The sequence below is a fragment of the Microbacterium meiriae genome (genome assembly GCF_025143875.1).
Taxonomy (GTDB): Bacteria; Actinomycetota; Actinomycetes; order Actinomycetales; family Microbacteriaceae; genus Microbacterium; species Microbacterium meiriae.
Genome location: NZ_JAMBDU010000034.1, coordinates 1 through 24,190, shown reverse-complemented (window position 1 = coordinate 24,190; position 24,190 = coordinate 1). Strand labels below are relative to the sequence as shown.

Here is a 24,190-nt window from a genome sequence, read left to right as displayed (position 1 = left end):
CGGCAAGGTCACCAGACGTCGGTCGGGTCGGAGATGCGCTGGCATGCTCCCTGCCATATCCAGCACCGCAACGTCTCACCGTCGATCGTCACTTGCACGCCCACGGCGTCGGCTGTCCAGCGCTTCACCTGGACGACGCACCGCACGTTGGTGTCCCCGAACTGGAGCCACGCATGCCCCCATATCGTCAGCTGCTCGGGAACGATCGTGAGGGGCTGCGCATGCAATCGCAGCTGGACGCGATCGAGGGTGCGCCGCGGCCCACGCTTGCGCGCCTCGCGCAGCTCGCGCTCTTCGCCCCTCTGCGCCGCCAGGTGCGGGTAGCGCTTGTTCGTTCCCACTGAGACATCGTCCCGGGAACATCGGACGCTGAGGGGGCCTACTCAGCGTTGTCCTTCGGCTTGCCGGGTCGGGGCCAGGGCCAGGCGTCGACGACGGCCCACAGCTCGGCCGACGATCGCGAAACGATCATGTCGGGCCGGCTCTCAGCCACCACGGCGTCAAGGAACCAGGAGGCATCGCGCAGCGCGTCGGTGTAGCCGGAGTGGCCGCGGGCGACAGCTCCCATGATTGCCGCGATCTTCATTGCCTGGCGCACGGTGATCTGCACCGGGAGGTCATCGCCCTCGTGAGCCCCGTTGACCGTGCGCTGGAACGCCTCGGCTACTTTCAGCTCGTACTCCGGGTCTGCGGGGTCGATCAGATTTTCACTCATCGGTGCTCCTTCGTTCTACTGCGGCGCCCACTGTCGTCTGCGCGAAAGTGCCGGCGGGGGCTTCGAGGATCGCATCTACGATCCCTGGGGATGGTTCTCGGGGGCATGGGTCCGTGGAGCACGGCTGGAGCGTCACAACGCCCGTCACGCGCCCGTCGCGGATCCATACGACGTCGAGCGGTACGCGGGTGTCCTGCATCCAGACCTCTGTGCGCTGTGCGGGCTCGAGCGGGAACCACATGCCGGTGCCGTCCGGCACGCTGTCCCGCCCGCTGAGCCCTTCGCGCTGCGCGTCGGTGCTCGTTGCTTGTTCGGCGGTGATCGTCACACCGTCGATGGTCACGCGCAGCTCGTCGACGTCGGCGGCACAGCCGGTGAGGATGATCGCCACGGCGGCCGCGACCGCGGCCGCGGCACGCTTCATTCCAGGGGCCGGCCCACGGGACCGGTGCCGGGAGGCATCGGCTCGAAGTGCTCGCCGTCGTTGAATTCACGCTCCAGCGACTCGACGAGGCCCATCACGCCGTGCAGCTGCATGTCGGTCATGTTCCGCCAGCGGTACTTGTCGCGACCGGCGTAGAACGCGGCGCGGATGCGGCCGTCCTGGTCGCTGTCCGCGTAGTAGTTCATCTTCGTGCGCGTCGGTTTCTTCGCTGCCACTCCCCCGGCCTTCGTCGGCGTCGGGGCGGGTGCTGCGGGTGCGACTGCAGCCGGCGCCGGAGTCGGCTGTGCCGCCGGCACTGCCTGGGTGTTGACGGGCGTCTGCCCGCTGAGCGCGGACGTGCGGCGCTCGGTTCGCTTCGCGGCCATGTGCTTAGTTCCTTCCGGTGAGCTGCGTGAGGTATCCGTCGTAGATCGCTGCGAGCTCGCGCGCATCAGCGTCGCCTTCGTCGAGCCCGATCGATTCTTCGGTGGCGTCTGCGATCGCCTGGCGCTTCGGCACGGGCGGGGTGAGCAGCGGGAGGCCGCGCGCCTCGGCGGCCGCCTCGATTTCGCCGGCCCAGTGGCCGCCGCCGACCGTTCGAGACTCGTGCTGGTTGAGCACGACGCCGGCGACGCGCAGCCGGGGGTTGTAGCTCTGCTGTACCTGCGTGATGGTGTCGAGCAGCTTCGCGAGCCCGTTGGCGCTCCAGAGCTTCGTCTGCGTGACGACGAGCGCGCCGTCAGCGGCCGTGAGCGCGTTGATGACGAGCTGGTCGAGGTTCGGGCCACAGTCGATCAGGATGAGGTCGTAGTCGCCGCGCACAGCCTCCAGGGCACGGCTCAGCCGTCCCTCACGGGCGGCTCCAGCGACCACGAGCTGATCGCGCACCACACCGAGCGTCTCCCCCGTCGTCGGCACGACGTCGAGCCCTTCCCAGATTCCCGGCACGATGACGTCTGCGATGGTGTCGGGCGTGTACTCGCTGAGCACGTCGGCCAGCCCCGGCTCCGTCTCTCCGACGTCCTCGGTCAGGACGCTGGTGATGTTGCCCTGCGGGTCGCTGTCGACGACGAGCACGCGCAGGCCGGCGAGCACGGCCGCCCGGGTCAGATGGAAGACGGTCGTCGACTTCCCGACGCCGCCCTTCTGGTTGCAGGCGGTCAGTATCACTGCTTCGCGCTGGTTGGTGTCAGTCACGGGTTCCTCCCGGGTCGTATGTTTCTGAGTGTATCCCCATTAGTGACAATGCCTCTATTGGGTATGAGGAGAGGAGGGGAGCACTCGGGGCACTCCCCTCCTGGGCGCGGTCACTCGGTTGTGCCGCTGCGCTCCACGGTCACGGACTGGAGGTGCAGGCTCACGCCGACCTCATCGGCCCGGACCTCGTGCTGGATGCGCTCTTCGCCACCCTCGGGGCGGTAGACGGTTGCCCGGTACTCCCCCGCGAACGTGATGCGGATGTTGCCGCAGCGCTCGGCGGCGTCGACGAGGTTCTGCGCCTGGTTACCCTGCACGGCCACGTCGTAGCCGATCGTCGCGCCGTCGACGTAGCTGCCGTCCTCCTGGCGGATGCGGTCCGTGACGAGCACGCGGGCGTAGGTGTACGGCTTGCCCTTGTCGTTCTCGCGCAGGACGGGAGTCGCGGCGAGATTTCCGGTGCGGGTGATGTAGCTCATGGTGAGCGTTTCCTTTCTCTCTGATGGGGATAATGCCGGTATTAGTACCGGTTTGCAACGGGTTCAAAGCCCGTAGCGGTTGATGGTCATGCGGTGCCCGTCCATCTGGCCGGGGTAGAACACTCACTCGATGCCGGAGCCGGTGGGCGGCTCGAACCGGACGCCGCGCACGGGGCTACCGGTCGTGATCGGTCCTAGCTCACTGGCGACGGTGAGGGGCTTGGCGTAGGGCTTGCCGTCGAGGGCCGTCAACACGTCCCCTTCCCGCAGCTCTGCCAGCTTCGTCACGGTCAGCTCCTTCATCTTCTGTACCTCCATTGTACCTTATGCCTCTATTAGGGGGAATGCCGGGATTCCTGTTCAGTCCTCGCGAGGGAGCATGATCGTCACGACGGGCTCGCCTTCGTCGCCGGGGCCGATGTGCAGCGCCAGCTCGATCAGCTCTGCCTCGTTCCACTGCCGGCCTCGATCCTCGTTCGGGATGCGGAACACGCGGAAGGTGACGCGATCGCCGCCCGGGGCGTTGCCCGCGGCGATGCCGGCCATGTAGAGCACGTCCCACAGCCGGCCGTCCGCGTCCTGCGGCTCGGGCCTGTCCTCATCCCAGGCGACCGCCTCGGCCCACGCGGCACGGGTGAGCGCGACCGGGATGCGGAACCGGGCTTCGCGCGCCATGTCGCCCGCGTCGACCAGATCGCCGTCCGCTAGTGCGTCCTCGCGAGTGCGGCTGTGGATCACGCTGCCGAAGTAGTTCTCGATGCTCATGCTGTCCTCCTGTACCTAATGCCTCTATTTATCGGGCGTGACAATCCGCGAGTTTCCGCGGGTCTTGGTCTATGTCTCTATTGTACCTAATGCCTCTATTATAGGCAAGTGGTCACTGCTCGAGCGAGCGGCGGCGCTGGAACTCCGCGATCTGCTCGGGGGTGTAGTTGGCCTTCATGTACCAGTGATTCGTCTGCTGCTGCCAGAACTCGACGTCGCGGCGCAGCTGCTCGACCTCGCCCTGCAGTCGGGGGATCTCTTGGCGCATCCAATTGAACGCTTCCCACGACACGGGGCCCCGCTCGTCCTGCTGCTCTTCGCTCATCGGTCATCCCATGTGTGCGGCGATACGGTCGATTTCGATGGGGTTGAAGCCTGCCCAGTGGTCCTGATCGTCGACGACGACCACGGGAGCCTGTGCGTATCCGAGGTCTTTCACGTACTCCAGCGCCGCGTCGTCCTGGCTGAGGTCCACGACTCGGTAGGGAATGCCCTTGGCGTCGAGTGCCCGGTACGTCGCGTTGCACTGCACGCAGCTCGGCTTGCTGTACACCGTCAGCTCGTTCTCGATCATGTCCCTCTTCCTCTCTCGATCAATTCGCTGGCTCGTTCCTGATAAGCGGAGCAGTGCCGCAGCAGCAGGGCCGGAACACAACCGCAGGCGGCGGGGGAGAGAATTTCGTCGCGATGTGAGGGAGCGTAGCGACCGCGTGGCGAAAATCTCGGAGGAGCCGGCCCCGGAGGGGCTTGTGTGGAGGACCGCGGCGGCAATGATGGAGCGTCAGGAACGATGCCCGAAGCCCGATGAATGCCGGCGACCCGTAGGGGAGCGCACACCGACGCGCAGCGGCGCCGGGGGAGTGTGAGGGGGTTGCTCCCCTCGCGCCGTGCCCGGGAGGGCACGGCTGGGGCGGCCTATTGGGTCGCCCACGTCCACGCGGCTGCGGTGATGGTGTCGAGGTCGTCGAGGGTGGCGCTGCCGGATGCGGTGACCACGGTCACGCCGTCTGCGTCGCGCCGGTCGGCTCGCCACTCGTATCCGGTGACTTCGCGCTCGGGGTCGTCGCTGGGCCGGTCGCAGATTTCGGTGAACCCGATTCGGGCGTCCTCGTTCTGCTTGTAGAACACCAGGTGCCCGTATCCGAACGTCTCGGGGTCCTCTTCGCAGAGGTCGAGGCCGGGGACGGATGCCGCGAGCTCGTCGAACTCGGCGCGCAGCGTCTCGGCGGGCGTGCGGTGGTGCGCGTCGCCTTCCTCGTCGCTCCGTGCGTGGGCGTTGATCCATTCGAGCGCGGCCGCGGTGCGGCCGCAGGAGCGCAGCAGACCGGCGAGGGCGTCGGCCTCGGTGCAGGTGAGCGCCTTGGCGATGTCGGCGGCGGCGTCGCCGCTCCAGACCTCCAGGAACCAGTGCAGCGGCGTTCCCGGCTCGACGCTCTGAGCGGCGGGGGTGGCGGTGGTCGTGTTCATGGTCGTATCTCCCTTATCCCTTATGCCTCTATTAGTTCTTGGTGATCTGCTCGGCGGTGCGGTGGTCCTGGATCTCTGCGTAGGTGACGCGATCGGTCCAGCTGTAGGCGGTTTCGACGCTGACCGTCTTGGCGTTCACCCGGGCGACTTTGTGCCAGTAGCCGCGAACCTTCACCGCGTCGCCCTTGGCGATGGTGTCGCGGCTGTATCCGGTCGCGCGTCCCGTGGCGATCTGGTCGGCTCGCACCTGCTCCCAGTAGGCGAGCTGGTCGCGCAGCTCGTCGAGCTGCGGTGCGTAGGCGGCTGCTCTCTTGGCCTTCTGCTCGTCCGTGGCGGGCCGGTATCCCGTCTCTCGGTCGTACACGTCCGCGATGATCCGGCGCTCGGTGCGGCGAATGTCCGCGCCGATCTTCTCGATGCGGTTGGCGACGGTCACGGGGTTGTAGCGGGCGTCTGTGGTGTGTGCGGCGGCCTCGGCGCGGCGGGCGGCTTCCTCGGCGTCGTGGTGGGCGTCGATGCTGCGGCGCATGCTGTTGTGGGCCTTGTCGATCGCGCGGCGGTGGCGGCCTTCGGAGTGGTGGCCGATTTTGATCGGCTCGCCGCCCTCGGGCAGGCGTGCGACGTCGCTCAGGTGCTTGTTCCATGCGGCATCCGAGTTCGTGGCCTTCCGGTCGGCCTTGGCGTCGAGCGCGGCCACGCGGTCAGCCTGACGGGCGATCTTCCCGGCTTCTACCTCTACGGTGCTGCGGGTCGTGCGGTCGATTTCCAGCGGTGCCAGCTCGAACCCTGCCGCCTCCAGGGCTGCGGCGGTGCGGGTGATGACGTGATGCTGGGGGAGACGGTCGCGGCTGTTCGGGACGTACCATGCGCCGATGCTCCGACCCCAGCGCCACCGGTTCGCCTTCAAGATCGCGGCGGACCCGTCACCCTTGGCGGTGCCCTCGATGATCGTTCCGGCCTCGTGCGTGTGCGTGATGCTCAGCATGCTTGGTTCCTCTCTCCACCTCGTTTTTTTGCCTTGAAGGCACGTAGTGCCGGTCAGGGAGTGCCGCCTGGAGCGACAACCCGGAGGGCGGTGGCGGAGAGAATTTCTGGTGCGATGAGAGGGAGCGCAGCGACCGCGCGCCCGAAAATCTCGGGGGAGCCGGCCCCGCGCAGCGGGGCTTGCGTGGAGGGTGGCCGACCGTAGACTGCCGCAGGCTTCAAGGCCAAAAAACGACGCGCGTATGCGCGCTCGCGAACAGTCGGCGCGCAGCGCCGTCGTCTCAGTCCGGGCCGGCCTCTGTCGGCGGCCCGGTTGCTGGGCCGGCCTCCGTGGCGGCACAGCATTGCCCCGCGCTGTGGCGCGGGGCGGCTGGCTCTTATGGGGATATTGCCTCTATTAGCTCTCGTCGGGGAGCATGGCGGCGATCTTCTCGACGGGCGACAGCGGGTATCCCCAGGCCTGGAGCGTCTGGAAGTACGCCGCCTTCTCGGGGCGGGGGGAGCGCCAGGTGTCGCGGCTGGTCTGCTGCTCGATGCCGCCGAGGACGATCGCGACGGCGACGTGCGCGGCGCGGGTCCGGTGCGCGGTGAGGTATTCGGCGATCTTGTCGCCGTAGCCGCGCTCGATGCCGAGGAATTCCTGCGCCTGGCTGTTGCCGTGTCCGATGGACTGGCCGAGGTCGTAGCCTCCGGTGGCCAGGAGCGTTGCGACCACGCTCATCGCGTCCTTCGGCATGGTCTTGCGCGCCAGGAACGTTGCGACCCACTCGCGGCGAACCGACTCAGCGGCGTCCCATTCCTTGTTGTTGGCGATGAGCGTCTTGCGCTCTGCCTTCTGCTCGTCGGTCATCGGGCCTTTGGCCGCGCCGCTGGTGGCACCGGGGCGGAGGATCAATCCTGCCGCGTCGAGGTCGTCGACGTAGTACGTCACCTCGAACTGCTCGGCGTCCCACGCGCGGACGTGCGCCGCGATCCCGGGCTTGCCCTCCACGTAGTCGCTGGTGATCCGGTTCCCGCCTTCGTCGGTCACCTGGTGCAGACGGTAGGGGGTGGCGTCCTCCCAGCCGGGGGAGGACGACAGGATGCGGTGCCCCTTGGCCGCTACTTCCGCCTCCACCTTCTCGCGGAGCACGGCGGCGTCTCGCTCGTTGCGGGCGCGCTGGACGGCGACGGGGAAGTAGTCGGGCTGGCTCCCGGCAATCTCGGTGAGGTCAGCGACGGCCTGGGGGTCGTCCTCGAACTCGATCAGCGTCGCGGCCTGGTCGAGGGTCAGTCCGACCTCCGCGACGAGCCGGGTCCCGGTGTCGCTGGAGGCGACGGTCAGGCCGGTCTTGATCGTGTCGCGCTTGGTGCCGGTGCGCTTCGCGATCTGCGTGGCGCTGAGTCCTTCCAACTCCAACTGCCGCCAGGCGTCGAGTCGGTCGCCCTCTCCGAGTGCTTCGCGCTGGTCGTTCTCGACCAGCTGCTCGATGATGCGCTGGGCGGTGTCCGTGTCGTCGACGTCGACGACGTAGACGGGCATCGTCGCGAGGCCGACCATCTGGGCGGCGAGGGTGCGGCGCTGGCCGTAGCGGACGTGCACGCCCTCGCTGTCGCGGTAGGCGACGACGGGCTGGAGGACGCCGTTTGCGCGGATGCTGTCGACGAACTCCTTCCCGAGAGTCGCTTCGGTGCGCACGTTCGTGGCCACGTCGATGGTCTGGGGGTCGATGTGCTCGATGGTTCCGGGCGTGGTCGTGGTGGTCATGTTCATCCCTTTCCCCTCCACGTTTTTTTGCCGTGAAGGCACGAATGTGCCGGTCAGGGAGGACGTGCGCAGCGTCAACACGGAGTGCGGTGGGGGAGAGAGTTTCCGGTGCGATGTGAGGGAGCGCAGCGACCGCGTGCCGGAAAGTCTCGGGGGAGCCGGCCCCGCTCGCGGGGCTTGCGCGGAGCGTGGCCGACCGTAGACTGCCGCAGGCTTCACGGTAAAAAACGGCGCCCCGCAGGGCGCGAAGGATCTGCGGCCGGCAGGCCGTCCCCCTGGTGTTGAGGGCAGCTGTCCATCCCTGTGGGCGAGTGGAGCCCTGCGGCAGCTCGGGTCGTCCACAGGTGGTCAGGTGGCCGCTCGGTGTGGGGCGGGTCAGGCTTTGGGCCGGCGCACCTTCGGGGTGCGCGGGAACTGGCGGTGCATTTGCGCCAGGATCGCGTCAATTTCGGGCTGTTGGGCCGCGATGCGCTCGCGCAGCTCGGCGTCCGCAGCGCGTCGGGCTGCGGACTCGACACGGTGGCGCTCACGCTCGGCTTCTGCTCGAGCGCGGGGTGCCAGCTCGTCGACGGCGATCGTCTGGCCGATGAGCCAGAACAGCCAGGCGAGCGGGTCGCGCTGCTCGGCCGGCTCGACGTCGGCCCGCATGCCGGCACGGTAGCGGTCGACGTGTTCGAGGACCTGGTGTGCGGTCCAGCCGCGCTCGACGAGGCGATGCCTGGCGATCGCGTCGCATACCTGGCCGATGTGGCGGCCGCCGATCCACACGGCGTCGTTGCGGCCGTCCGGTGTTCGCACGTAGACGCGCTGCGGCTGCGCGCGGGGGGTGCGCAGGAGCCGGGGCAGCCGGTCGACGAGCTGCGCGGCGAACTGCTGGACCGCGAATGGCCAACGAGGCTGGGCCTCAGCCGTTTCAACCACTCCTGTCATAGCTGGTCGGCGCGGAGCGCCGGCCTTTCGCGCGCCTCGGGCGCGCTTTGGTGAGTTCTCTGTAACGGGAGAGGTTTCGTTAACTGGTCCCGAGAGGGGTAGGGGGGTGCCGTCCACAGAGTGAGGGATCGTGAGTGCCCGTGTGGAGGCGGCCGCGCGCTGGTGCTCTGCGCCGAGCGCGCGGGCCTCGGCCAGCTCGTCGAGGGAGAGGCGATTGCGGCCGCGGGCGCACTCGACGATGAGGCCGAGCCGGGAGAGGAAGCGCATGATGCGCTTCACGGTGGCTTCGGCGTAGCCGATGCGCTCAGCGACGGTGGCGTGGGAAATGGCGACGTCGCGGCCTGTGGAGCGGTCTGCGGCGGCCGCCCATTGGCGGGCGGCTGAAAGTACCGTGCTGGGGCCTGCGACGCGCAGACGGCGGCGTAGGGCCTCCACGCTGGGGATGGTCAGAGCGAACTCCACGGCGTGCAGCCAGTCGGAGGGCCGGCAGACCGGCACTGCGGCGTAGACGCCCTCCGGGGGCGTCAGCATGAGTCCTCGGCCGCGGCTGCGCGGGCCGCGGCCTCCCCGTGGGGCCGGTGGCCTATCGACGGTCAGTCGGCGGTGTGTGGGCGCATCGGGGCCTGTCGGCCGTTTGGGGGACACGTCGCGGCGTGTCGGAGCCGATTGCGCGTGGAAATAGGCGGCGTTGGGCGTTATGATGAAGTCACCTTCCTGGCATGGGTAGGTACAACGAAGCCCCGGCTCCCGGCCGGTTCTTCCTCACATCGCCTTCATCTGGTCCAGTCGCCAAACTTCTCAGATGAGGCACTTCGAGTTTCGAGGCCCGCCCCTGGCGGGCCTCATCTCGTTAAGCGGCGTCGATAGGCAGCTCCCCGTCGTGAAGCTCCTGCTCTGGCCAGGTCACGGGCAGGCCGCGACTGGTCAGCTCCAGGTGCTCGATGATGTGCTCGAACATCACGGCCGACGAGACAGCTGCTTGATCCGCGAGGCGGTCGAGCCGTTCTTTCGCGCTGCGCTCGACGACGTAGCCGAGCGGCACTGGGTCTACCAGTGAGCCGCGAGGACGTCGACGAGGGGCCATGTGAGCGAGCGTAGTTCTATGCCAATGGTTAACGTCAGAGTGACACGCCGGGGGGTCAACCCTGGGTTGAGGGTTGCTCGCGGCCGGTGCGGCTCTGGAGCTGCACGGTGGTGTCTCCGAGCTGGAGACGTGCGCTGGCGGCGATGATCGTCGGCGTGTGGGGCGAGAGGGCTTGGCCGTCGACGTATGTGCCGTTGCTGGAGCCGTGGTCGGTGACGATGAGTCTGCCGGCGTCGTCGACGTCGACGAGCGCGTGGGTGCGCGAGACTTCGCGGCCGGGGCTGGGGAGCTTCACGGGAGTGTGTCCGTCGATCGCGTCGGGGTTGCGGCCGAGAACGGCCGGAGCCGGAGTCGTGATCGTCTCGCCGCTGTCGAGCTGCACGATGAGCTGCGGCCGCGGTGCGCGGACGAACACGGTGTGCTCGTCGACCTCGGGCAGCGGCGCAGCTGTGCGGCGGTATTCCGGGGCAACCGCGGCGGGCACGGTGGCCTGAGTCGCCGGGGGCGGTGAAACGGGAGAGCGTGGGGGAGTGTCGCTGAGCTCCACGCGCAGCGGCTGTTCGATGCCGCATGCGCCGCACGTGGCGGCGGTGACCACGACGAGCTGCTGGCACTGCCGGCACGGGCCGTTGACGGGGGTCAGCCGGGAGGCATCCGCGATCGTGTTTCCGGCGTCGATCGGCTGGACGACGCCGCTGGGCCGCACGGCGATGCGGTATCGCTGTCCGGCCTCGTCGACGTCGACCGCGACGGGTCGCGAGAGAGTGTCTGCGAGGGCGGCGCAGCGCGCGATGATGCCGGCCCGCATGCCCTCCACGGTCGGAGAGGCGCAGCCCTGCGGTGCGCCGTTGATGCGGAGCACCGCAGTGACGTGCTGGGCCTCGGATCGAATCTCGACCTGGATGCGGGGCCACGTCCCGACCTTCTGAGCTTCGGTCATCCGCGCGGCGCTCCGTTGAGGCCTCCGGCGACGGCAGCGCCCGCGGCGAGCCATGCGCGCTGCGTCGCGGGCCGCAGGCTCTCGTAGGTGATCTGCCCGTCGACGAGGGCAGGATCGTGCGGGATCATCACCGCGGCGCGAGTGAGGGCGCTGTACCCGTTGGCGACGTGCTGCATGTCGGCACGGGTGGCCTTGGGATCGGCCTGGGTGATGACGGTGACGGCATCCCGCGCGAGACGGGCGGAACGTGCGTCGCGTGTCGCCAGGTCCTCCAGGAGCAGTGCGCCGGCTTCCGCGTGATCGTCTCGGGTCGTCGTGGAGACGACAAGCTGGTCTGCCAGGTCAATCATGCGCAGCCACATCGGGTCGCTCTCATCGTTCCCGCTGTCGATGAAGATGAGCCGGTAGTACTTCGCGGCGACGGCGTGGATCGCGTCGACGTCGGTCGGCGTGATGCGCTGTTCGTTTGCCCGGGCAGTGGGATTGGAGCGCAGCACGTCGAAGCGGTCGCTGGTCTGGTGGTGCACGAAGTGGGCGAGGTCGGCCGCCTGTGCGCCCGTGCCGAGCAGCCGTTCGGCGTGGGGCAGGAGGTCGAGCAGCGTGCTGGCGTGCGGACCCTGTTCGGTGCGCCACCCGAGCGTGCCACGGGTCTGGTTGTTGTCCCATGCGAGAACGCCTGCGCCGCCGTACCGCGCGAAAGTCGCGCTCAGGAGGATGGTCGCGGGCGTCTTGCCGGCGCCGCCCTTGCCGTTGACGACGGCGATGGTGCGCGGGCCAGGCCAGTGCTGGCTCACGGCGCGCTCGTCGGCGCGCACGGCGCGCTCTGCGTCGCTGGGAGCCATGCGGATGCCGGCACGGGTGAGCGCCCCGCGAATGCCCGTCGTCGCGGGCTTCTCGATCTGCTCCTGGGTGAGGAACGACGTGCGCACCTCGCGACGGGTCACGGGAGCCTCTGTCGTCCAGGCGGCCGCTCCTGTGGCCTCTGGTGCGACCGTGGGAGCCGGCGCTGCGGTCGGTGCGGGCAGCGGCGGCCGCGGCGGCACATCGACTGCAGGAGCCGGTTCGGCTGCGACTGCAGGAGCGGGCGACGGTGCGACTGCAGGCGGCGCAGCTTCCGTGGGAGCCGGGACGTCGGTGATGACGTCCTGGGCAGCCGCAGCGCGCGCCGCACCTCGAGTAGTGGTCGCCGTGGGCGGGTTGGTGTCCTCACTCACCTGGGCGTGCTCGTCAACGATCAGGTGATAGGTCGGCTCGACGCCGCCTGTCGTCACCTTCACGGGTCGCCCGAGCGCGCGGGCCTGGTCCGCCGCGAGCTGCATGAGCTGGGCGCGGGTCTGGTGCACGTCGGGGGTGGTCACATCGTGTCGGCGTCCCTGCACGATGAGCGCACCGGTTCCGTCCTCGTGGGTGAGGGCTTCGATGCGGGGGAAGTTTGCTGCTTCGCTAGTCATCCGTGTCTCCTATCCGAGTGTGATCCCGACCTCGGCCATGAACGGCTCGGGGTCGACGGCTTCGCCGTTCACGTGGGTTTCAAAATGCAGGTGGCATCCGTGGGACTGGCCGCTGTTGCCGACTTTGCCGATCTGCTGGCCTCCGGTGACCTTGTCGCCTTCCTTGACGAGGATTCCGTCTGCGTACATGTGGAGGTAGACGGTCGTGACACCGCCGCCGTGGTCGATGATGATGGTGCCGTTGCTGCCGTAGCCGACGCCGAATCCGGTGGCGACGACGGTCCCGGTCTGTGCGGCCCAAATGGGCTCGTCGCAGCCGGGGGCGAGGTCTGTCCCGCGGTGGAACGAGCTGCTGGGGCCGTTGGGCGTCATGACCGGATCGCGGGGGCCGAAGTCGCTGCTGATTGGTCCGCGCGCCGGGGCGGCCCAGCCGTCCTTGTTGACGGTCCCGGGCACGAGGCTTTCGCCGTTGCAGACCTGGCTGCCGGTGCCTTCGGTGAGCCCGGTGTCGACGCCTGCGAGGGCCTCGACGATCTGCACGGCCGTATCCCAGTACTTCTCGTAGTGGTACGGGTTCGAGTTGACCTGCGTGCGGTGCGCGACGAGGGTCGGCGCGATCGTCTGACGCTCGGGATCGGGAACCTTCTTCACCATCGCGTCGAAGAACTTCGTTGACGTGATGTAGGGGTCCATCCGCTCGGCGGGCGTGCCCCAGCCGTCCTGCTGCTGGAACAGGCCGATCGAGGTCGTGGGGGAGCCGTCCGGGTTGCGGACGCCGTTCGTCTCCCAGTCGCCGTAGTCGATGTTGACGAGCGAGGATTCACCCATCGCTGTCATGACGCCGATGGTCTGATCCCGCACGCCCAGGCCCTTGTCCGCGCCGGCCTTGATGATGTGCGCCGCGTTCACGAGCTGATCGTGCCCGTAGCCGCCAACGTCGATGTTCGGCACGGAATCGGGGTCGATGCTGACGCTGGTTCCCGGGCCGCTCTCGGGGTTGCATGCGAGCGCGGCGACCGCGAAGAGGGGGATCGAGAGGATGCCGCCGAGCAGAAGCGCCGGCACGAGGATCGCGACGATAGGCGTGAGCTTCTTGCCGTTGTCGCTCATCAGTTCACCCCCTCGGGCGGGGTGATGCGGGAGACGAGCCAGGGGCTCGCGCCGTCGAGGCGGGTGAGGATGAGCGTGTAGGGGCCGACGTCGGTCGGCACGTCGACGTGCACGACCATGGCGCTGGTGTCATCGGTGATCGTGCCGCTGCCGGTGACGCGGCTGGCGGGCACAACGGACGCTTGCACGTATGCGTAGTCGGTGCGGGCCTGGGGAGTCAGGAGCGGGGAAAGCTCCTTCCACCAGGTGTCCTGGTCGAGCGCGGGACGGGCGAACGCGGCCATAGCCGCGTCCGCCGCCTCGATCGCTGCGGATCGGTCTGCGTCGCTCCAGGTGGCGACGGGGACCGGGGCAATGGTCTGCCCCGTGTCCTCGTCGACGTATCCGGGCGGCACGGTCGGGAGGCCGGAAGGGTTCGGCATGCTGGGTGTGACCGACGGAGAAGAAGATTCTGTCGGGTATGTGTTCGGGTAATCGCTGGAGTTCGTGCATCCAACGGCCGTCAGCGCTACTAGCGCTACGGCCGTGATCGCCGGCCACACTCGTTGCATGAATCAGTCCTCCGTTGTCTGCTGCTCCCGGCTCGACCCCCGCCGCATCTGTTCTTTCAGCTCATCGCGAATGATGATCCACCCGCCTGCGACCTCGTAGCCGGGGATCTTCCCGGCTTTGAGCATGCTGTAGACACCTTGCGGAGTCTTGCGCACGAGGGTGGATACCTCCTTGACCGTCAGCGTCTCCGGGAGATTCGCGAAGAGGGCATCGAGCGCGTCATGGGGGCCGCCCATCACACGGTGCTCTCTTGTTCGCATGCCACCAGACTATAACAGATCGTACTAAACATGGGTAGACAGTTCGGTGTTGGGGGGACACACCTAAACATATTCATCTTGCTCCAATCGTGCTAGATGGGTTAGTGTGGGGGGGAGACCACAATTCATTATCGGGGGGGTCATAACGATGAGCGAAGGGAATCCCTGGGTCAGTCGGCCAGCTGTGGAGCCGACGCCGGTTGAGCCGCTGATCGAGCGGTCAGCGATTCCGACTGGTCCGACTGCGCCGCAGCTCGGCGTGCCCGCACCCGAAGCCGCCGACCGCCTGCCGTTCCGAAACGTCGGGCATTGGTCGCCTCTGTGGATCGTCGGTGCACACGGCGGCGCGGGGGAGTCCACACTGGCCGCGCTGATCCCGGGCGCGACCGTGACGGATCACCACTGGCCGCAGCAGGCCGGTGGGGTCGTCCGCGCTGTTGTGGTCGCTCGGTCGAATCTGAGGGGCCTGGCGGCCGCTCAGGTGGCCGCGCAGCAGTGGGCGTCGCGCCTGGTCCCCGGCGTCGACCTGCTCGGCCTCGTCATCATGGCCGATGCCCCTGGCAGACTTCCCCGCCCGTTGCGCGACCGCTTGCAGGTCGTCGCGGGCGGGTACGCGCGCACCTGGACGGTGCCGTGGATCGATACGTGGCGAACGAGCGAAGTCGACTCGGCCGCCGCCCCGCGTGAGGTCCGTCGCGTCGTCGACGAGCTGACCGCACTCGCGAACACCCAACAGAAAGGATGAGGCCAATGCCTCTGATTGACACCCTGCTCACGGCAGCGGCACTGCTTCCGGCCCAGATTCCGGACCCGGGCCCCGTGCAGCCTCCCGGCACTGGCGGCTTCACGACCGTTATCTCCTGGGTCAAGTGGATCGGCTTCGCCCTCGCAGGCGTCGCGATCGTCATTGTCGCGATCCGCATGTTCTTCAACAGCCGCCGCGGTGAGGGCGGCGAGCACGCCGGCGCGCTCGGCTGGATTCTCGGTGGCGTCATCCTGATCGGTGGCGGCGCCGGTATCGTCTCGGCGCTGATGGGCGGTTAACCCATGTCCCTCGACGACGAGACGACTCAGCAGAGTCCGTTCCGCCGCCCCGGCTGGATCGCCGCGGCGGTGGTGGTGGGCCTGCTCATCGTTGCCGCCGTGGTGGTCTGGATCGTCAGCTCGGTTTCGTCCTCGGATGACCCCGAGCCGGCTCCGCAGCCGTCCGAGTCGTCGACGTCCGCCCCGGCCCCCTCGGAGGGGGCTGCGGGCGGTTCGTCTATCTGCGGCCTCGACCTGGTGGAGATGAGCGGCACGCTCGACACGGCACCCGCGACGACCTGGGACTACGCCGGCACGACACCGTTCCCGGTGTCCGATGAGTTCGGCCCTGCCGACACGACGGACGCCGGCATCAAGACGTGCTTTGCACGTACCCCCGAAGGTGCGGCCCTGGCTGCGTCTGTCGGAGTGGGCTACTTGATGAACCCCGACACCATCCAGCCTTGGCGTGAGTCTGCACTCGCCAAGGGACCGATCCGTGACCAGGTGCTCAGCACCCCGCCCACGGACGTGTCGTCGGAAGTCCGCGCCGAGGTCACGGCGTTCCGCCTCCTGAGCTATGACGGCGACTCCGCTCGAGTAGACGTCGGCGTCACGGTGACCGGAAACGGGAACACCGGCTACCTGTCGATCGTCATGCCCCTCATCTGGGAGGACGGCGACTGGAAGGTGAACTACTCCGAAACCGATCTGACCGAACGGCCTGCGCAGCTCCCGAATCTCGCCGGCTACATCCACTGGGAGGGGTGAGCGACCTATGTGCTCAATTCTTGACCCCGTTGGCTGCGCCGAAGACATGGTGAACTCTGTCGTCGGCGGCGCGATCGAGGACATGGCGAACGCCGTCATTGAGGGCGTCGGCAAGGTCATCGCGTCGTTCGGGACGATGTGGGTCAACATTGGCACACCGGTCCTCACGGGCGGCGACGGCGGCTCCGCGGCAGGTGCGGACGCCGGTTTCTCTGCACCGGTCCTCCAGGTGCTCGGCTACATCACCTGGATCGGCTACGCGGTCGCGATCATCGCGATAATCGCGCTGGCCTCGATCACGACCGTGAAGGTTCGCCGCGGTGAGGGGCTGCTGGCTGTAGGACGGCTCGGCATCATCCTCGCCGCGGTGATCCTGATTGGCGGCGCATCCGGTCTGGTGGCGGGGCTGCTCCCGAGCGGTCCTGTCGGGGCTGGCGGCGCGGTCGCATTCCTCCAGGGCTCGCTCTGGTGGATCATGCTCGCGGTCGCGGTCGGCGCGACGATCGTCGGTGCGATCCGCATGGCGGTGACGATGCGGGCGGAACCCGGTAAGGACGTGTTCTTCGGGCTTCTGCGGCTCATTGTCGTCGCCGGGGCCGGCGTCGGCATTGTCGCCCTGCTGGTGACGGCGGCCGATGCGTTCTCGGTGTGGATCATCGACCGCTCGACCGACTGCAACCTGGCCAGCGGCGACAGCACGTGCTTCGGCCGCAACATCAGCAACCTGCTGGTGTTGACCACGACCGGCACGGCGGGCGCACCTGGTCTGGGCGCGCTGCTCGTCATCATCCTCGGCGTCATCGCGATCATCGTCGCGGTGGTGCAGATCATCCTTATGCTCGCCCGTGGTGGCATGCTCGTGGTGCTCACGGGCATCCTCCCGCTGTCGGCCGCGGCCGCGATGAGCGGTGAGTCGGGCAAGGGATGGTTCAACAAGAACGTGGCCTGGCTGGTCGCGTTCATCCTCTACAAGCCCGCGGCGGCGATCATCTACGCGGCCGCGTTCCAGCTCGCCGGAACCGACGTTTTCAAGGACGACGGCACGGGCCTTATCTCGGTCATCACGGGCCTCATGATGATGCTGCTCGCGCTTGTCGCGCTGCCGGCGCTCATGCGGTTCGTGACGCCGATGGTCGGGGCTATGGCAGGCGGCGCTGGAGGCGGCATGCTCGCCGCGGCCGGGGTAGCTGCCGTCCCGAGTGGCGCAGCACAGATCGGCCGTCTCGGCGGCGGTGCGGGCGGAGGCTCGACCGCTTCCCCGTCGACGGCTGGCGCGACCGGCTCGGCCGGGTCCGCTGGCTCGGCTGGTTCGCAGGGCCAGGCCGGGGCTGCTGCTGCCGGTCGGGGGGCCGCTGCCGGTGGTGGAGCTGCGGGCGGTGGAGCTGCCGCTGGTGGTGGCGCTGCTGCCGCTGGTGGTGGAGCCGCCGCTGCGGGCGGTGGTGCTGCCGCTGGCGCATCTGCCGGCGCGGCCGCAGGCCCGTGGGGGGCCGCTGCGGGCGCAGCGGTCGGTGCGGCCAAACAGGTAGGCGATGCAGCGAAGGGCGCTGCACAGAAGCTAGGCGATCAGGCGACAGGAGAGGGTCCAAGTGGCAACCGTTGAGACGTCGAGCCGACAGGCTCGCACATATGGAAACTGGCGTCGACCGACGTCGGCCGGACTTCTCGGGCTCGGCGCGGTCGGGACGGGTCTGCTGCTCGTCGGCATGCTCGTCGTCGTCCTCGTGTTGATGACGCGCGGCATGCTGGATGCGGCGATCACCGCCGTGGTGATCCTGCTGCTGCTCGTCCTGCTGATGGTGCGTGATTCCCACGGGAAGAACGCGCTGTCGCGGATCTCCAACCGGGCCGGGTGGTGGGTCGCCCGGTCACGCGGCACGAACGTGTACCGCTCCGGTCCCACGGGCCGCACGCCCTGGGGAACCAACCAGCTCCCCGGCCTCGCATCGACGATCCGCCTCAGCGAGCACCGCGACTCCTACAATCGGCCGTTCGCGTTGCTGTTCCACCCGTCGACGGCGAACTACAGCGTCGTGATCGGCACGGAGCCTGCCGGGGCATCGCTCGTCGACGGCGAGCAGATCGACGTGTGGGTGGCCGACTGGGGCCACTGGCTGGCGAACCTGGCCGATGAGGCCGGCGTCGAGTCGGCCACGGTGACGATCGAGACGGCTCCCGACTCCGGCACCCGCCTGCGCCGCGAGGTCGAGACGAACCTCGACGAGAACGCACCCGCGTTCGCTCGCGAAATGCTCATCGAGGCCGTCGACCGCTACCCCGCCGGCTCCAGCATCGTCCGCGCGTACGTGACGATCACCTTCAACGCCGCCGCCCGACAGGGCGGTAAGCGCCGGAAGCCGGACGACATGGCGCGCGAGCTGGCATCGCGCCTGCCGGGTCTGACTCAGACCCTCCAGGCGACGGGGGCGGGTGCTGCGCACCCCCTGACGGCGCAGCAGCTCTGCGAGGTCATCCGTGTCGCATACGACCCGGCAGCCTCCGTGCTCATCGACGAGGCGCACGCGGCTGGCCAGCCGCCCGAGCTGGACTGGAACGACGTCGGCCCGTCCGCCGCTCAGGCGAATTGGGCGAGCTACCGCCACGACTCCGGGCACTCGATCACCTGGTCGATGACGGGAGCGCCGCGCGGCAACGTCCAGTCCGGCGTCCTCGGCCGCCTCCTGGCCCCGCACCGCGACATTGCGCGCAAGCGCATCACTCTGCTGTACCGGCCTATCTCCCCGGCTCGCGCCGCGGCGATGGTCGAGGCCGACCTGCGCGCCGCCGAGTTCCGCGCCACGGCTGACAGCAAAGCGAAGGCGCGCGACGTCATGTCGATGCGCGCGGCCGCGGCGACAGCGGCAGAAGAGGCCAGCGGTGCGGGCCTCGTGAACTTCGGGATGCTCGTCACCGCCACGGTGCGTACGCCCGCTGAGGAAGCGGATGCCGTCGCCGCGATCGACAACCTCGGCGCGACCGCGCGGCTGCGTCTGCGGCCCGTCTACGGCTCGCAGGACAGCGCATTTGCCGCCGCCCTCCCGCTGGGGCTCGTCCTGTCCAAGCACATCAAGATTCCCGCCGAGCTGCGGAACAACCTGTAGGAGGTCGCTATGGCTACCACCAAGAAGCGCCGCGCGCCGAAGGTCGACGCCCCCAAGAAGGCACCGGCCGTTCGCCCCGAGCGCCCGGGCCTGCGCGGGTGGCTCGGCCGCGGCCGCGGTGAGTCGTTCTACGTGCAGCAGCCCGACGAGTGGCGCGGCACAACGGTCCAGGTCTGCGGCCTGTGGCCGTTCGCGATCGGCACCGGGACGCCGATGGTCGGCGTCCCGCTCGGCCGACACATCTACACGGGCGCGACCGTGTGCTGCGACCCGATCAGCTGGTTCCAGCGCGCGAAGCTCATCAGCAACCCGTCCGTGTTCGTGCTCGGCAAGCCGGGTCTTGGCAAGTCGACGATCATCCGCCGCATGGCCACGGGCCTCGCCGGCTACGGCGTGATGCCCCTCGTGCTGGGCGACTTGAAGCCGGATTACGTCGACCTCATCAATGCGATGGGCGGGCAGATCATCACCCTCGGCCGCGGCCGCGGGTATCTGAACGTTCTCGATCCCGGCGAGGCCGTCGAGGCGGCCGCACGGCTGCGAGAAGAGGGCTTCGAGAAGGAAGCAGCTCAGGTCATGGCCGACGCCCACGGGCGTCGGCACACGATCGTCTCCGCCCTCCTGACGATCATCAGGCAGCAGCCGCCGACCGACCGCGAAGAGACGATCCTGGACCGAGCGCTGAAGTGGCTCGATGAGCACCACGACGGGGTGCCCGTGCTGGGTGACCTCCTGCGAGTCATCCAGGACGGCCCGAAGGAGGTCAGAGAGGTCGCGCTGGATCGCGGCATCGACGAGAAGTACAAGGCGATCACCGAACACCTGGAGGCGTCGCTGATCGGCCTCGTCGGCGGCGGCCGCCTCGGGGAGACGTTCGCTCGTCCGACGACGAACCCGATGCGGCGCGACCGCCCCGTGGTCTACGACGTCAGCGCGATCGACGACTCCGACATGGACCTCCAGGCGGCGACCCTGCTCGCATGCTGGAGCGCCGGCTTCGGAACCGTGAACGTCGCGAACGCGCTGGCGGATGCGGGCCTGGAGCCGCGCCGCCACTACTTCGTCATCCTCGACGAGCTGTGGCGGGCGCTGCGCGCCGGCCGCGGCATGGTCGATCGCGTCGACGCACTCACGCGCCTGAACCGTCAGCGCGGCGTCGGCATGGCGATGATTTCGCACACGATGAGCGACCTGCTCGCCCTCCCCAGCGAGGACGATCGGATGAAGGCCAAGGGCTTCGTCGAGCGCTCCGGCATGGTCATCTGCGGCGGCCTGCCGTCCGCAGAAATGCCGCAGCTCACGAGCGCAGTGCCGTTCTCGAACGCCGAGCAAGAACTTCTCATCGGCTGGCAGGACCCGCCTGAGTGGGACCCCGCGACCGGGCGCGAGGCAGAGCCTCCCGGCCGCGGCAAGTTCCTCGTGAAGGTCGGTGGCCGCCCGGGCATCCCGGTCAACGTCGAGCTGACGTCCGTGGAGCTCCAGGTGAGCGACACGAACAAGCTCTGGCACGACCAGTCCCGCGTCGGCCGCCGTAGCCGCCGCGCACACGCTGAGGAGGCCGTCGCATGAACCAGCCCAACAACCGCCGCCGCGATCCCGCGGGCATGTCCGGTCAGAGCCTCGCCGTCCTCGTCATCGCGGGCGGCGCGGCCGTTCTGGGCGTGGGAGCGTGGACGTCGGTCACTCTCGCCCATCAGTGGGCGGGGACCGCCGACACCCTCCCCTCGGACCCCTTCAAGGTCGTTATCGACCTGTTCCGGGGCCGGATCGAGTGGCTGCCGGCGTCGACGTGGATCGCGGTCGGTTTCGCCGTCGCGGCGCTGCTCCTGGTCGCGTTGTACCTGTGGCTCCGTCACGGCGGGCAGAAGAACCGCACGCGCGTCGACTCTGCCTCCCGGTACATGGGTATCGGTCGGGACGTGGAGGCGCTGAGCGAGAAGTCGGCCCGTGCGACGGCGCAGCGCCTCGGTGTCGCTGACAGCGCCGGTGTCCCCATCGGCACGCACCTGTTCAGCGGCAAGCCGTTGTTCGCGTCCTGGGAGGACATGCACATCGACATTTGGGGGCCGCGCACCGGTAAGACGACCTCGCGGGCCGTGCCGGCGATCCTCGACGCACCTGGGGCCGCTCTCGTGACGTCGAACAAGCGCGACGTCGTGGACGCGACTCGCGACGTGCGCGCCGAGCGGGGCCCGGTGTGGGTGTTCGATCCGCAGGGCATCGCTCTGGAGGAACCGACCTGGTACTGGAACCCGCTCAGCTACGTCACGGACGAGGTGCGAGCCGCCAAGCTCGCGGAGCACTTCGCTGCGGGTAGCCGTGAGCCGGGGGCTAAGACGGATGCCTACTTCGACCCGGCTGGCCAGGACCTCCTGGCCGGTCTGCTTCTCGCCGCAGCTCTCGACGGCCGCCCGATCACGGATGTGTACCGGTGGCTCACCCGGCCGAGCGAGGAAGAACCGGTGCGCATCCTGGAATCCCACGGCTTCGACCTGACCGCCGACCAGGTGGCCGGCGTCGTCAACGCCCCGGACAAGCAGCGCGGCGGCATCTACGGCACGGCGCAGCAAATGGCGGCGTGCCTGACCAACCGCACGATCGTCCGGTGGATCGTCCCCGATCCTGGCGACCTGCGGCCGACGTTCGACCCGGCCGCGTTCGTGCGCGCGGGCGGCACGCTCTACAGCCTCTCCAAGGAGGGTCGCGGCACCGCCGGCCCGCTCGTCACGGCGCTCACGGTCGCCGTGGTGGAGGCCGCCGAAGAACTCGCCGTGCACTCGCCTGGCGGACGCCTGTCGACGCCGCTCCTGGGCGTTCTCGACGAGGCTGCGAACGTGTGCCGGTGGCGGACTCTCCCGGACCTCTACAGCCACTACGGCAGCCGGGGAATCGTCCTCATGACCATCCTGCAGTCGTGGTCGCAGGGCGTCGACGTGTGGGGCGAGTCCGGCATGCGCAAGCTGTGGTCGGCCTCGAACGTCAAGTGCTACGGCGGCGGCGTCTCGGAGACGGCATTCCTGGAGGATCTGTCACGGCTCATCGGTGAGCACGATCGCGTGCGCACGTCGGTGTCGTCGGGCACCGGGCACCGCTCGGTGTCTCAGCAAGTGCAGCGTGAGCGCACTCTGGACGTCTCGGAGCTCGGCGCGATGCCGAAGGGTCGCGCCGTGGTGATCGCGTCGGGTTCTCGGCCGACACTGATCCGCACGAAGCCCTGGATGACGGGGCCGTTTGCGGAGAAGGTTCGCGCCTCGATCAAGGCGCACGATCCGCAAGGCTCGCGCACGATCGCGGAGGCCGAGGCCGAAGTCGCCACGGTGGAACGTCAGCTCGAGCAGGAGGGCGCAGCATGAGCGGTCTGGGCGAGTGGGACGACGAGGAAGAAACGACCTGGCCGGCCCCTGACGGCGGTTCTGACGCGACGGCCGGCGACGCCGGCAGTGAGACACCCGATCCCGGTCCGCAGCTCGTCTACGGCAACGTCAGCGAGTTCGTCGACCAGTTCCTCCGGCACGCCTACCGGCGTAAGACGAGCGGTCGGCTGGCGCCGTGGTGGTCGGGCGAGTGGTGGAAGCACGACGAGGCCGTGATGCGCCTCGAAGCACTGTGGCGGGCGTGGGAGCACCTGCGCCTCGATCCGGCGACGGGCATGTCCGTGTGGTGGCGGGATCACGCCGACCACCACATGCGGGTGCTCATGGCGGACGACGGCCCTTTCCACGGGTCGCCCGATGCGATCGACTACGGAAAGCCGTTGACGCACGTCGAGCCGCCCGAAGGGCTGTTCGTCGACGAGCGCGTGACGCCTACCGCCTGAGCGCACGAGAGAGGGCCGCACCCACCGGGTGCGGCCCTCTCTCGTGCGCTCAGCGGCCGAGCTGCTGCGTGCGTCCCGCGCTGGCTCCGATGCGCGTCTTGCGCGCCTTCGCCGCCTTGCCGGCGATCACCGCCTCGGACGCCGGCCGGCCCTGGCTGACGTCCGCGCGCATGCGCGTCGCGACCGTCTCCTGGTCGATCTGCTTGCCCTCCAGCTCGGCCGCGCGCGCAGCTCGTCGACCGGCGCTGTCGTAGTCCTGGCCGGACTCCGCGCGCGTCTCTGTGGAGGCGTCGCGCAGCTCGCCCGCCTGAGCCGCTGCGGCGTCGCGGTCGGCAGGGTCCGGCTCGTGCTGCGCGGCCGCCTCAGCCTGTGCCGCCTGCGCGTCGAGCCGGTCGGCCTCGCTGAGGGTCACCGCGGCGTCAGCGCGGTCCTCCTGCTCCTTGCGTCGCTCTTCCTGGGCGAGCCTTTCGAGACGCTCCGCCTCCAGTCGAGCGACCCACTCCTGCACCCTCGCCGGGTCGCCGTCCAGGGCGTCAGTGTCGATGCCGTAGCGCTCGTGCAGCTCGACCTTCATCCGGTCCTCGGCGGTGCGCGCCTCGGGCTCGAACTCACGCCACGCGCGCGCCGTGGCGAACGTCTGGCCGATCCGCTGAGGGTCGTTCTGGTTCCAGAACTCCGCCCCGTGCACCTGCCGGACCTCGGCCACCGCCGCGCCGCGTTCGGCCTCGAACCGGTCGCGCAGGTCCCGGGCCTCCGTCGCCGTCCGGGCCTCCAGCTCACGGGCGCGCTGTGCGATCGCCTGGCTGAGCTGTTCACCGAGCCGAGCGCCAGCCGTGACGGCAACGCGGGCCATGCCCTCCAGGCTTTCTTCGATTCCGTCTGTATCCACCATTTCCGTACCCTCCTATCGCCCGGGGCCGCGCTCCGGCTGCTTGACGCTCGGGCTCACGCGCGGGCGGTCGGGCAGCTCGGTAGGCAGCGGCGAACCGATCTTGTTGACGTCTGTGCGGCCGGCGCTGATGCGCTGCTTCATCGCCTCCAGCTCCGGGTCGACCGTGGCCACCTGTGCCGGTGCCGGCGCGGTCGTCGCGTAAGCCTCCAGGCGAGCGTGCACGGTGCGCAGGTGGTCGCGCTCAGCGTCCCGAATGGCCTGCGCCTGGCGCAGTTCCCCGCTCGCGCGTGCGGCGTCGTAGACCGCCTTCGCGAGGTTCGCCAGCTGACGGATCATGATGACCTGTGCAGCGAGCCCCTGCCCGCCCCGCGCGCCCGATGCCAGGAGCATCGCCGTGCCGGCGAGCGACCCCATGCTGGTCGGCTTGGGCTTGATCGGCGTGCGCCAGGTCTGCGCCGACCGGGACAGAATGTCGGAGGCGCGC

General features: G+C 69.0%; 28 protein-coding genes and 2 pseudogenes. 7 read left to right on the top strand and 23 right to left on the bottom strand.

Annotated elements, in window-relative coordinates:
- Positions 1–8: 8 nt before the first annotated feature.
- The 20 genes from M4D53_RS16080 to M4D53_RS15985 form a co-directional block, all read right to left on the bottom strand.
- Positions 9–341, bottom strand: coding sequence for a hypothetical protein (locus tag M4D53_RS16080; RefSeq protein WP_259955035.1), 333 nt, complete (start codon positions 339–341; stop codon positions 9–11).
- A gap of 38 nt (positions 342–379) precedes the next feature.
- Positions 380–715 carry a hypothetical protein gene (locus tag M4D53_RS16075; protein ID WP_088478640.1) on the bottom strand — a complete coding sequence of 112 codons (336 nt, stop codon included), beginning with the start codon at positions 713–715 and terminating at the stop codon, positions 380–382.
- On the bottom strand, positions 708–1,106 hold the full coding sequence (locus M4D53_RS16070; protein WP_227718854.1) for a DUF192 domain-containing protein: 399 nt from the start codon (positions 1,104–1,106) through the stop codon (positions 708–710). Before M4D53_RS16070 ends, M4D53_RS16075 begins: the two co-directional genes overlap by 8 nt.
- 29 nt (positions 1,107–1,135) lie before the next feature.
- Positions 1,136–1,525 (bottom strand): hypothetical protein, encoded by a 390-nt coding sequence (locus tag M4D53_RS16065; RefSeq protein WP_127913491.1) that lies wholly within the window; start codon positions 1,523–1,525, stop codon positions 1,136–1,138.
- 4 nt (positions 1,526–1,529) lie between these two features.
- Entirely contained in the window at positions 1,530–2,336 is an 807-nt protein-coding gene (locus M4D53_RS16060; protein WP_259955030.1) for a ParA family protein, read from the bottom strand.
- 110 nt (positions 2,337–2,446) lie between these two features.
- The gene (locus tag M4D53_RS16055) at positions 2,447–2,815 is read right to left on the bottom strand and encodes a single-stranded DNA-binding protein (RefSeq protein WP_259955029.1); all 369 of its coding nucleotides are present in this window, start codon (positions 2,813–2,815) and stop codon (positions 2,447–2,449) included.
- A 123-nt stretch (positions 2,816–2,938) separates the two neighbouring features.
- Entirely contained in the window at positions 2,939–3,103 is a 165-nt protein-coding gene (locus tag M4D53_RS16050; RefSeq protein WP_259955027.1) for a hypothetical protein, read from the bottom strand.
- A gap of 72 nt (positions 3,104–3,175) precedes the next feature.
- Positions 3,176–3,580 (bottom strand): DUF6573 family protein, encoded by a 405-nt coding sequence (locus M4D53_RS16045; protein WP_259955025.1) that lies wholly within the window; start codon positions 3,578–3,580, stop codon positions 3,176–3,178.
- 112 nt (positions 3,581–3,692) lie between these two features.
- Entirely contained in the window at positions 3,693–3,905 is a 213-nt protein-coding gene (locus M4D53_RS16040) for a hypothetical protein (protein WP_259955023.1), read from the bottom strand.
- Between the two features lie 3 nt (positions 3,906–3,908).
- The gene (nrdH, locus tag M4D53_RS16035; RefSeq protein ID WP_179516453.1) at positions 3,909–4,154 is read right to left on the bottom strand and encodes a glutaredoxin-like protein NrdH; all 246 of its coding nucleotides are present in this window, start codon (positions 4,152–4,154) and stop codon (positions 3,909–3,911) included.
- Between the two features lie 341 nt (positions 4,155–4,495).
- Positions 4,496–5,047, bottom strand: coding sequence for a hypothetical protein (locus tag M4D53_RS16030; RefSeq protein WP_259955020.1), 552 nt, complete (start codon positions 5,045–5,047; stop codon positions 4,496–4,498).
- 31 nt (positions 5,048–5,078) lie between these two features.
- On the bottom strand, positions 5,079–6,032 hold the full coding sequence (locus M4D53_RS16025) for a DUF3560 domain-containing protein (protein ID WP_259955019.1): 954 nt from the start codon (positions 6,030–6,032) through the stop codon (positions 5,079–5,081).
- 396 nt (positions 6,033–6,428) lie between these two features.
- On the bottom strand, positions 6,429–7,778 hold the full coding sequence (locus M4D53_RS16020; protein WP_259955018.1) for a ParB/RepB/Spo0J family partition protein: 1,350 nt from the start codon (positions 7,776–7,778) through the stop codon (positions 6,429–6,431).
- A 375-nt stretch (positions 7,779–8,153) separates the two neighbouring features.
- The gene (locus tag M4D53_RS16015) at positions 8,154–9,239 is read right to left on the bottom strand and encodes a hypothetical protein (RefSeq protein WP_259955017.1); all 1,086 of its coding nucleotides are present in this window, start codon (positions 9,237–9,239) and stop codon (positions 8,154–8,156) included.
- Positions 9,240–9,558: 319 nt separating this feature from the next.
- Complete coding sequence (locus tag M4D53_RS16010) at positions 9,559–9,792, bottom strand: hypothetical protein (RefSeq protein ID WP_082108529.1); 234 nt, start codon at positions 9,790–9,792, stop codon at positions 9,559–9,561.
- Positions 9,793–9,847: 55 nt separating this feature from the next.
- Positions 9,848–10,732, bottom strand: coding sequence for an FHA domain-containing protein (locus tag M4D53_RS16005; RefSeq protein WP_259955015.1), 885 nt, complete (start codon positions 10,730–10,732; stop codon positions 9,848–9,850).
- Positions 10,729–12,183, bottom strand: coding sequence for a MinD/ParA family ATP-binding protein (locus M4D53_RS16000; protein WP_259955014.1), 1,455 nt, complete (start codon positions 12,181–12,183; stop codon positions 10,729–10,731). Before M4D53_RS16000 ends, M4D53_RS16005 begins: the two co-directional genes overlap by 4 nt.
- 9 nt (positions 12,184–12,192) lie before the next feature.
- Positions 12,193–13,293 carry a M23 family metallopeptidase gene (locus tag M4D53_RS15995; protein ID WP_259955013.1) on the bottom strand — a complete coding sequence of 367 codons (1,101 nt, stop codon included), beginning with the start codon at positions 13,291–13,293 and terminating at the stop codon, positions 12,193–12,195.
- Positions 13,293–13,715 carry a hypothetical protein gene (locus tag M4D53_RS15990; RefSeq protein WP_259955012.1) on the bottom strand — a complete coding sequence of 141 codons (423 nt, stop codon included), beginning with the start codon at positions 13,713–13,715 and terminating at the stop codon, positions 13,293–13,295. Before M4D53_RS15990 ends, M4D53_RS15995 begins: the two co-directional genes overlap by 1 nt.
- Positions 13,716–13,847: 132 nt before the next feature.
- The gene (locus tag M4D53_RS15985; protein ID WP_259955011.1) at positions 13,848–14,105 is read right to left on the bottom strand and encodes a helix-turn-helix domain-containing protein; all 258 of its coding nucleotides are present in this window, start codon (positions 14,103–14,105) and stop codon (positions 13,848–13,850) included.
- Between the two features lie 148 nt (positions 14,106–14,253).
- Here M4D53_RS15985 and M4D53_RS15980 point away from each other — a divergent pair, with 148 nt between their 5' ends.
- From M4D53_RS15980 to M4D53_RS15960, 5 genes are read left to right on the top strand one after another with little or no spacing between them, the layout of a single operon-like run.
- Positions 14,254–14,850 carry a DUF6668 family protein gene (locus tag M4D53_RS15980; protein WP_259955009.1) on the top strand — a complete coding sequence of 199 codons (597 nt, stop codon included), beginning with the start codon at positions 14,254–14,256 and terminating at the stop codon, positions 14,848–14,850.
- A 5-nt stretch (positions 14,851–14,855) separates the two neighbouring features.
- A complete protein-coding gene (locus tag M4D53_RS15975; RefSeq protein WP_046746563.1) occupies positions 14,856–15,149 on the top strand; it encodes a hypothetical protein in 294 nt (97 codons plus the stop codon).
- 3 nt (positions 15,150–15,152) lie between these two features.
- The gene (locus M4D53_RS15970) at positions 15,153–15,899 is read left to right on the top strand and encodes a DUF8175 domain-containg protein (RefSeq protein WP_259955007.1); all 747 of its coding nucleotides are present in this window, start codon (positions 15,153–15,155) and stop codon (positions 15,897–15,899) included.
- A gap of 46 nt (positions 15,900–15,945) precedes the next feature.
- On the top strand, positions 15,946–17,499 hold the full coding sequence (locus M4D53_RS15965; protein WP_259955005.1) for a TrbL/VirB6 family protein: 1,554 nt from the start codon (positions 15,946–15,948) through the stop codon (positions 17,497–17,499).
- On the top strand, positions 17,486–18,997 hold the full coding sequence (locus M4D53_RS15960) for an SCO6880 family protein (protein WP_259955003.1): 1,512 nt from the start codon (positions 17,486–17,488) through the stop codon (positions 18,995–18,997). Before M4D53_RS15965 ends, M4D53_RS15960 begins: the two co-directional genes overlap by 14 nt.
- 735 nt (positions 18,998–19,732) lie before the next feature.
- On the opposite strand, the pseudogene M4D53_RS17550 reads toward M4D53_RS15960, so the two are convergent.
- Positions 19,733–19,819, bottom strand: a pseudogene (locus M4D53_RS17550) (hypothetical protein); the annotation flags it as partial.
- A gap of 743 nt (positions 19,820–20,562) precedes the next feature.
- Between M4D53_RS17550 and M4D53_RS15950 the strand changes: the two are divergent.
- Together M4D53_RS15950 and M4D53_RS15945 are read left to right on the top strand one after the other, a co-directional pair.
- The gene (locus tag M4D53_RS15950) at positions 20,563–22,350 is read left to right on the top strand and encodes a type IV secretory system conjugative DNA transfer family protein (RefSeq protein ID WP_259954999.1); all 1,788 of its coding nucleotides are present in this window, start codon (positions 20,563–20,565) and stop codon (positions 22,348–22,350) included.
- The gene (locus tag M4D53_RS15945; RefSeq protein WP_259954998.1) at positions 22,347–22,814 is read left to right on the top strand and encodes a DUF4913 domain-containing protein; all 468 of its coding nucleotides are present in this window, start codon (positions 22,347–22,349) and stop codon (positions 22,812–22,814) included. The genes M4D53_RS15950 and M4D53_RS15945 overlap by 4 nt, the downstream gene beginning before the upstream one ends.
- Positions 22,815–22,863: 49 nt before the next feature.
- Here M4D53_RS15945 and M4D53_RS15940 read toward each other — a convergent pair whose 3' ends face one another.
- Both M4D53_RS15940 and M4D53_RS15935 read right to left on the bottom strand, forming a co-directional pair.
- Positions 22,864–23,667: a hypothetical protein gene (locus M4D53_RS15940; RefSeq protein ID WP_259954997.1), complete on the bottom strand. Its 804-nt coding sequence runs from the start codon at positions 23,665–23,667 to the stop codon at positions 22,864–22,866.
- Between the two features lie 51 nt (positions 23,668–23,718).
- Positions 23,719–24,190, bottom strand: a pseudogene (locus M4D53_RS15935) (relaxase/mobilization nuclease domain-containing protein); the annotation flags it as partial.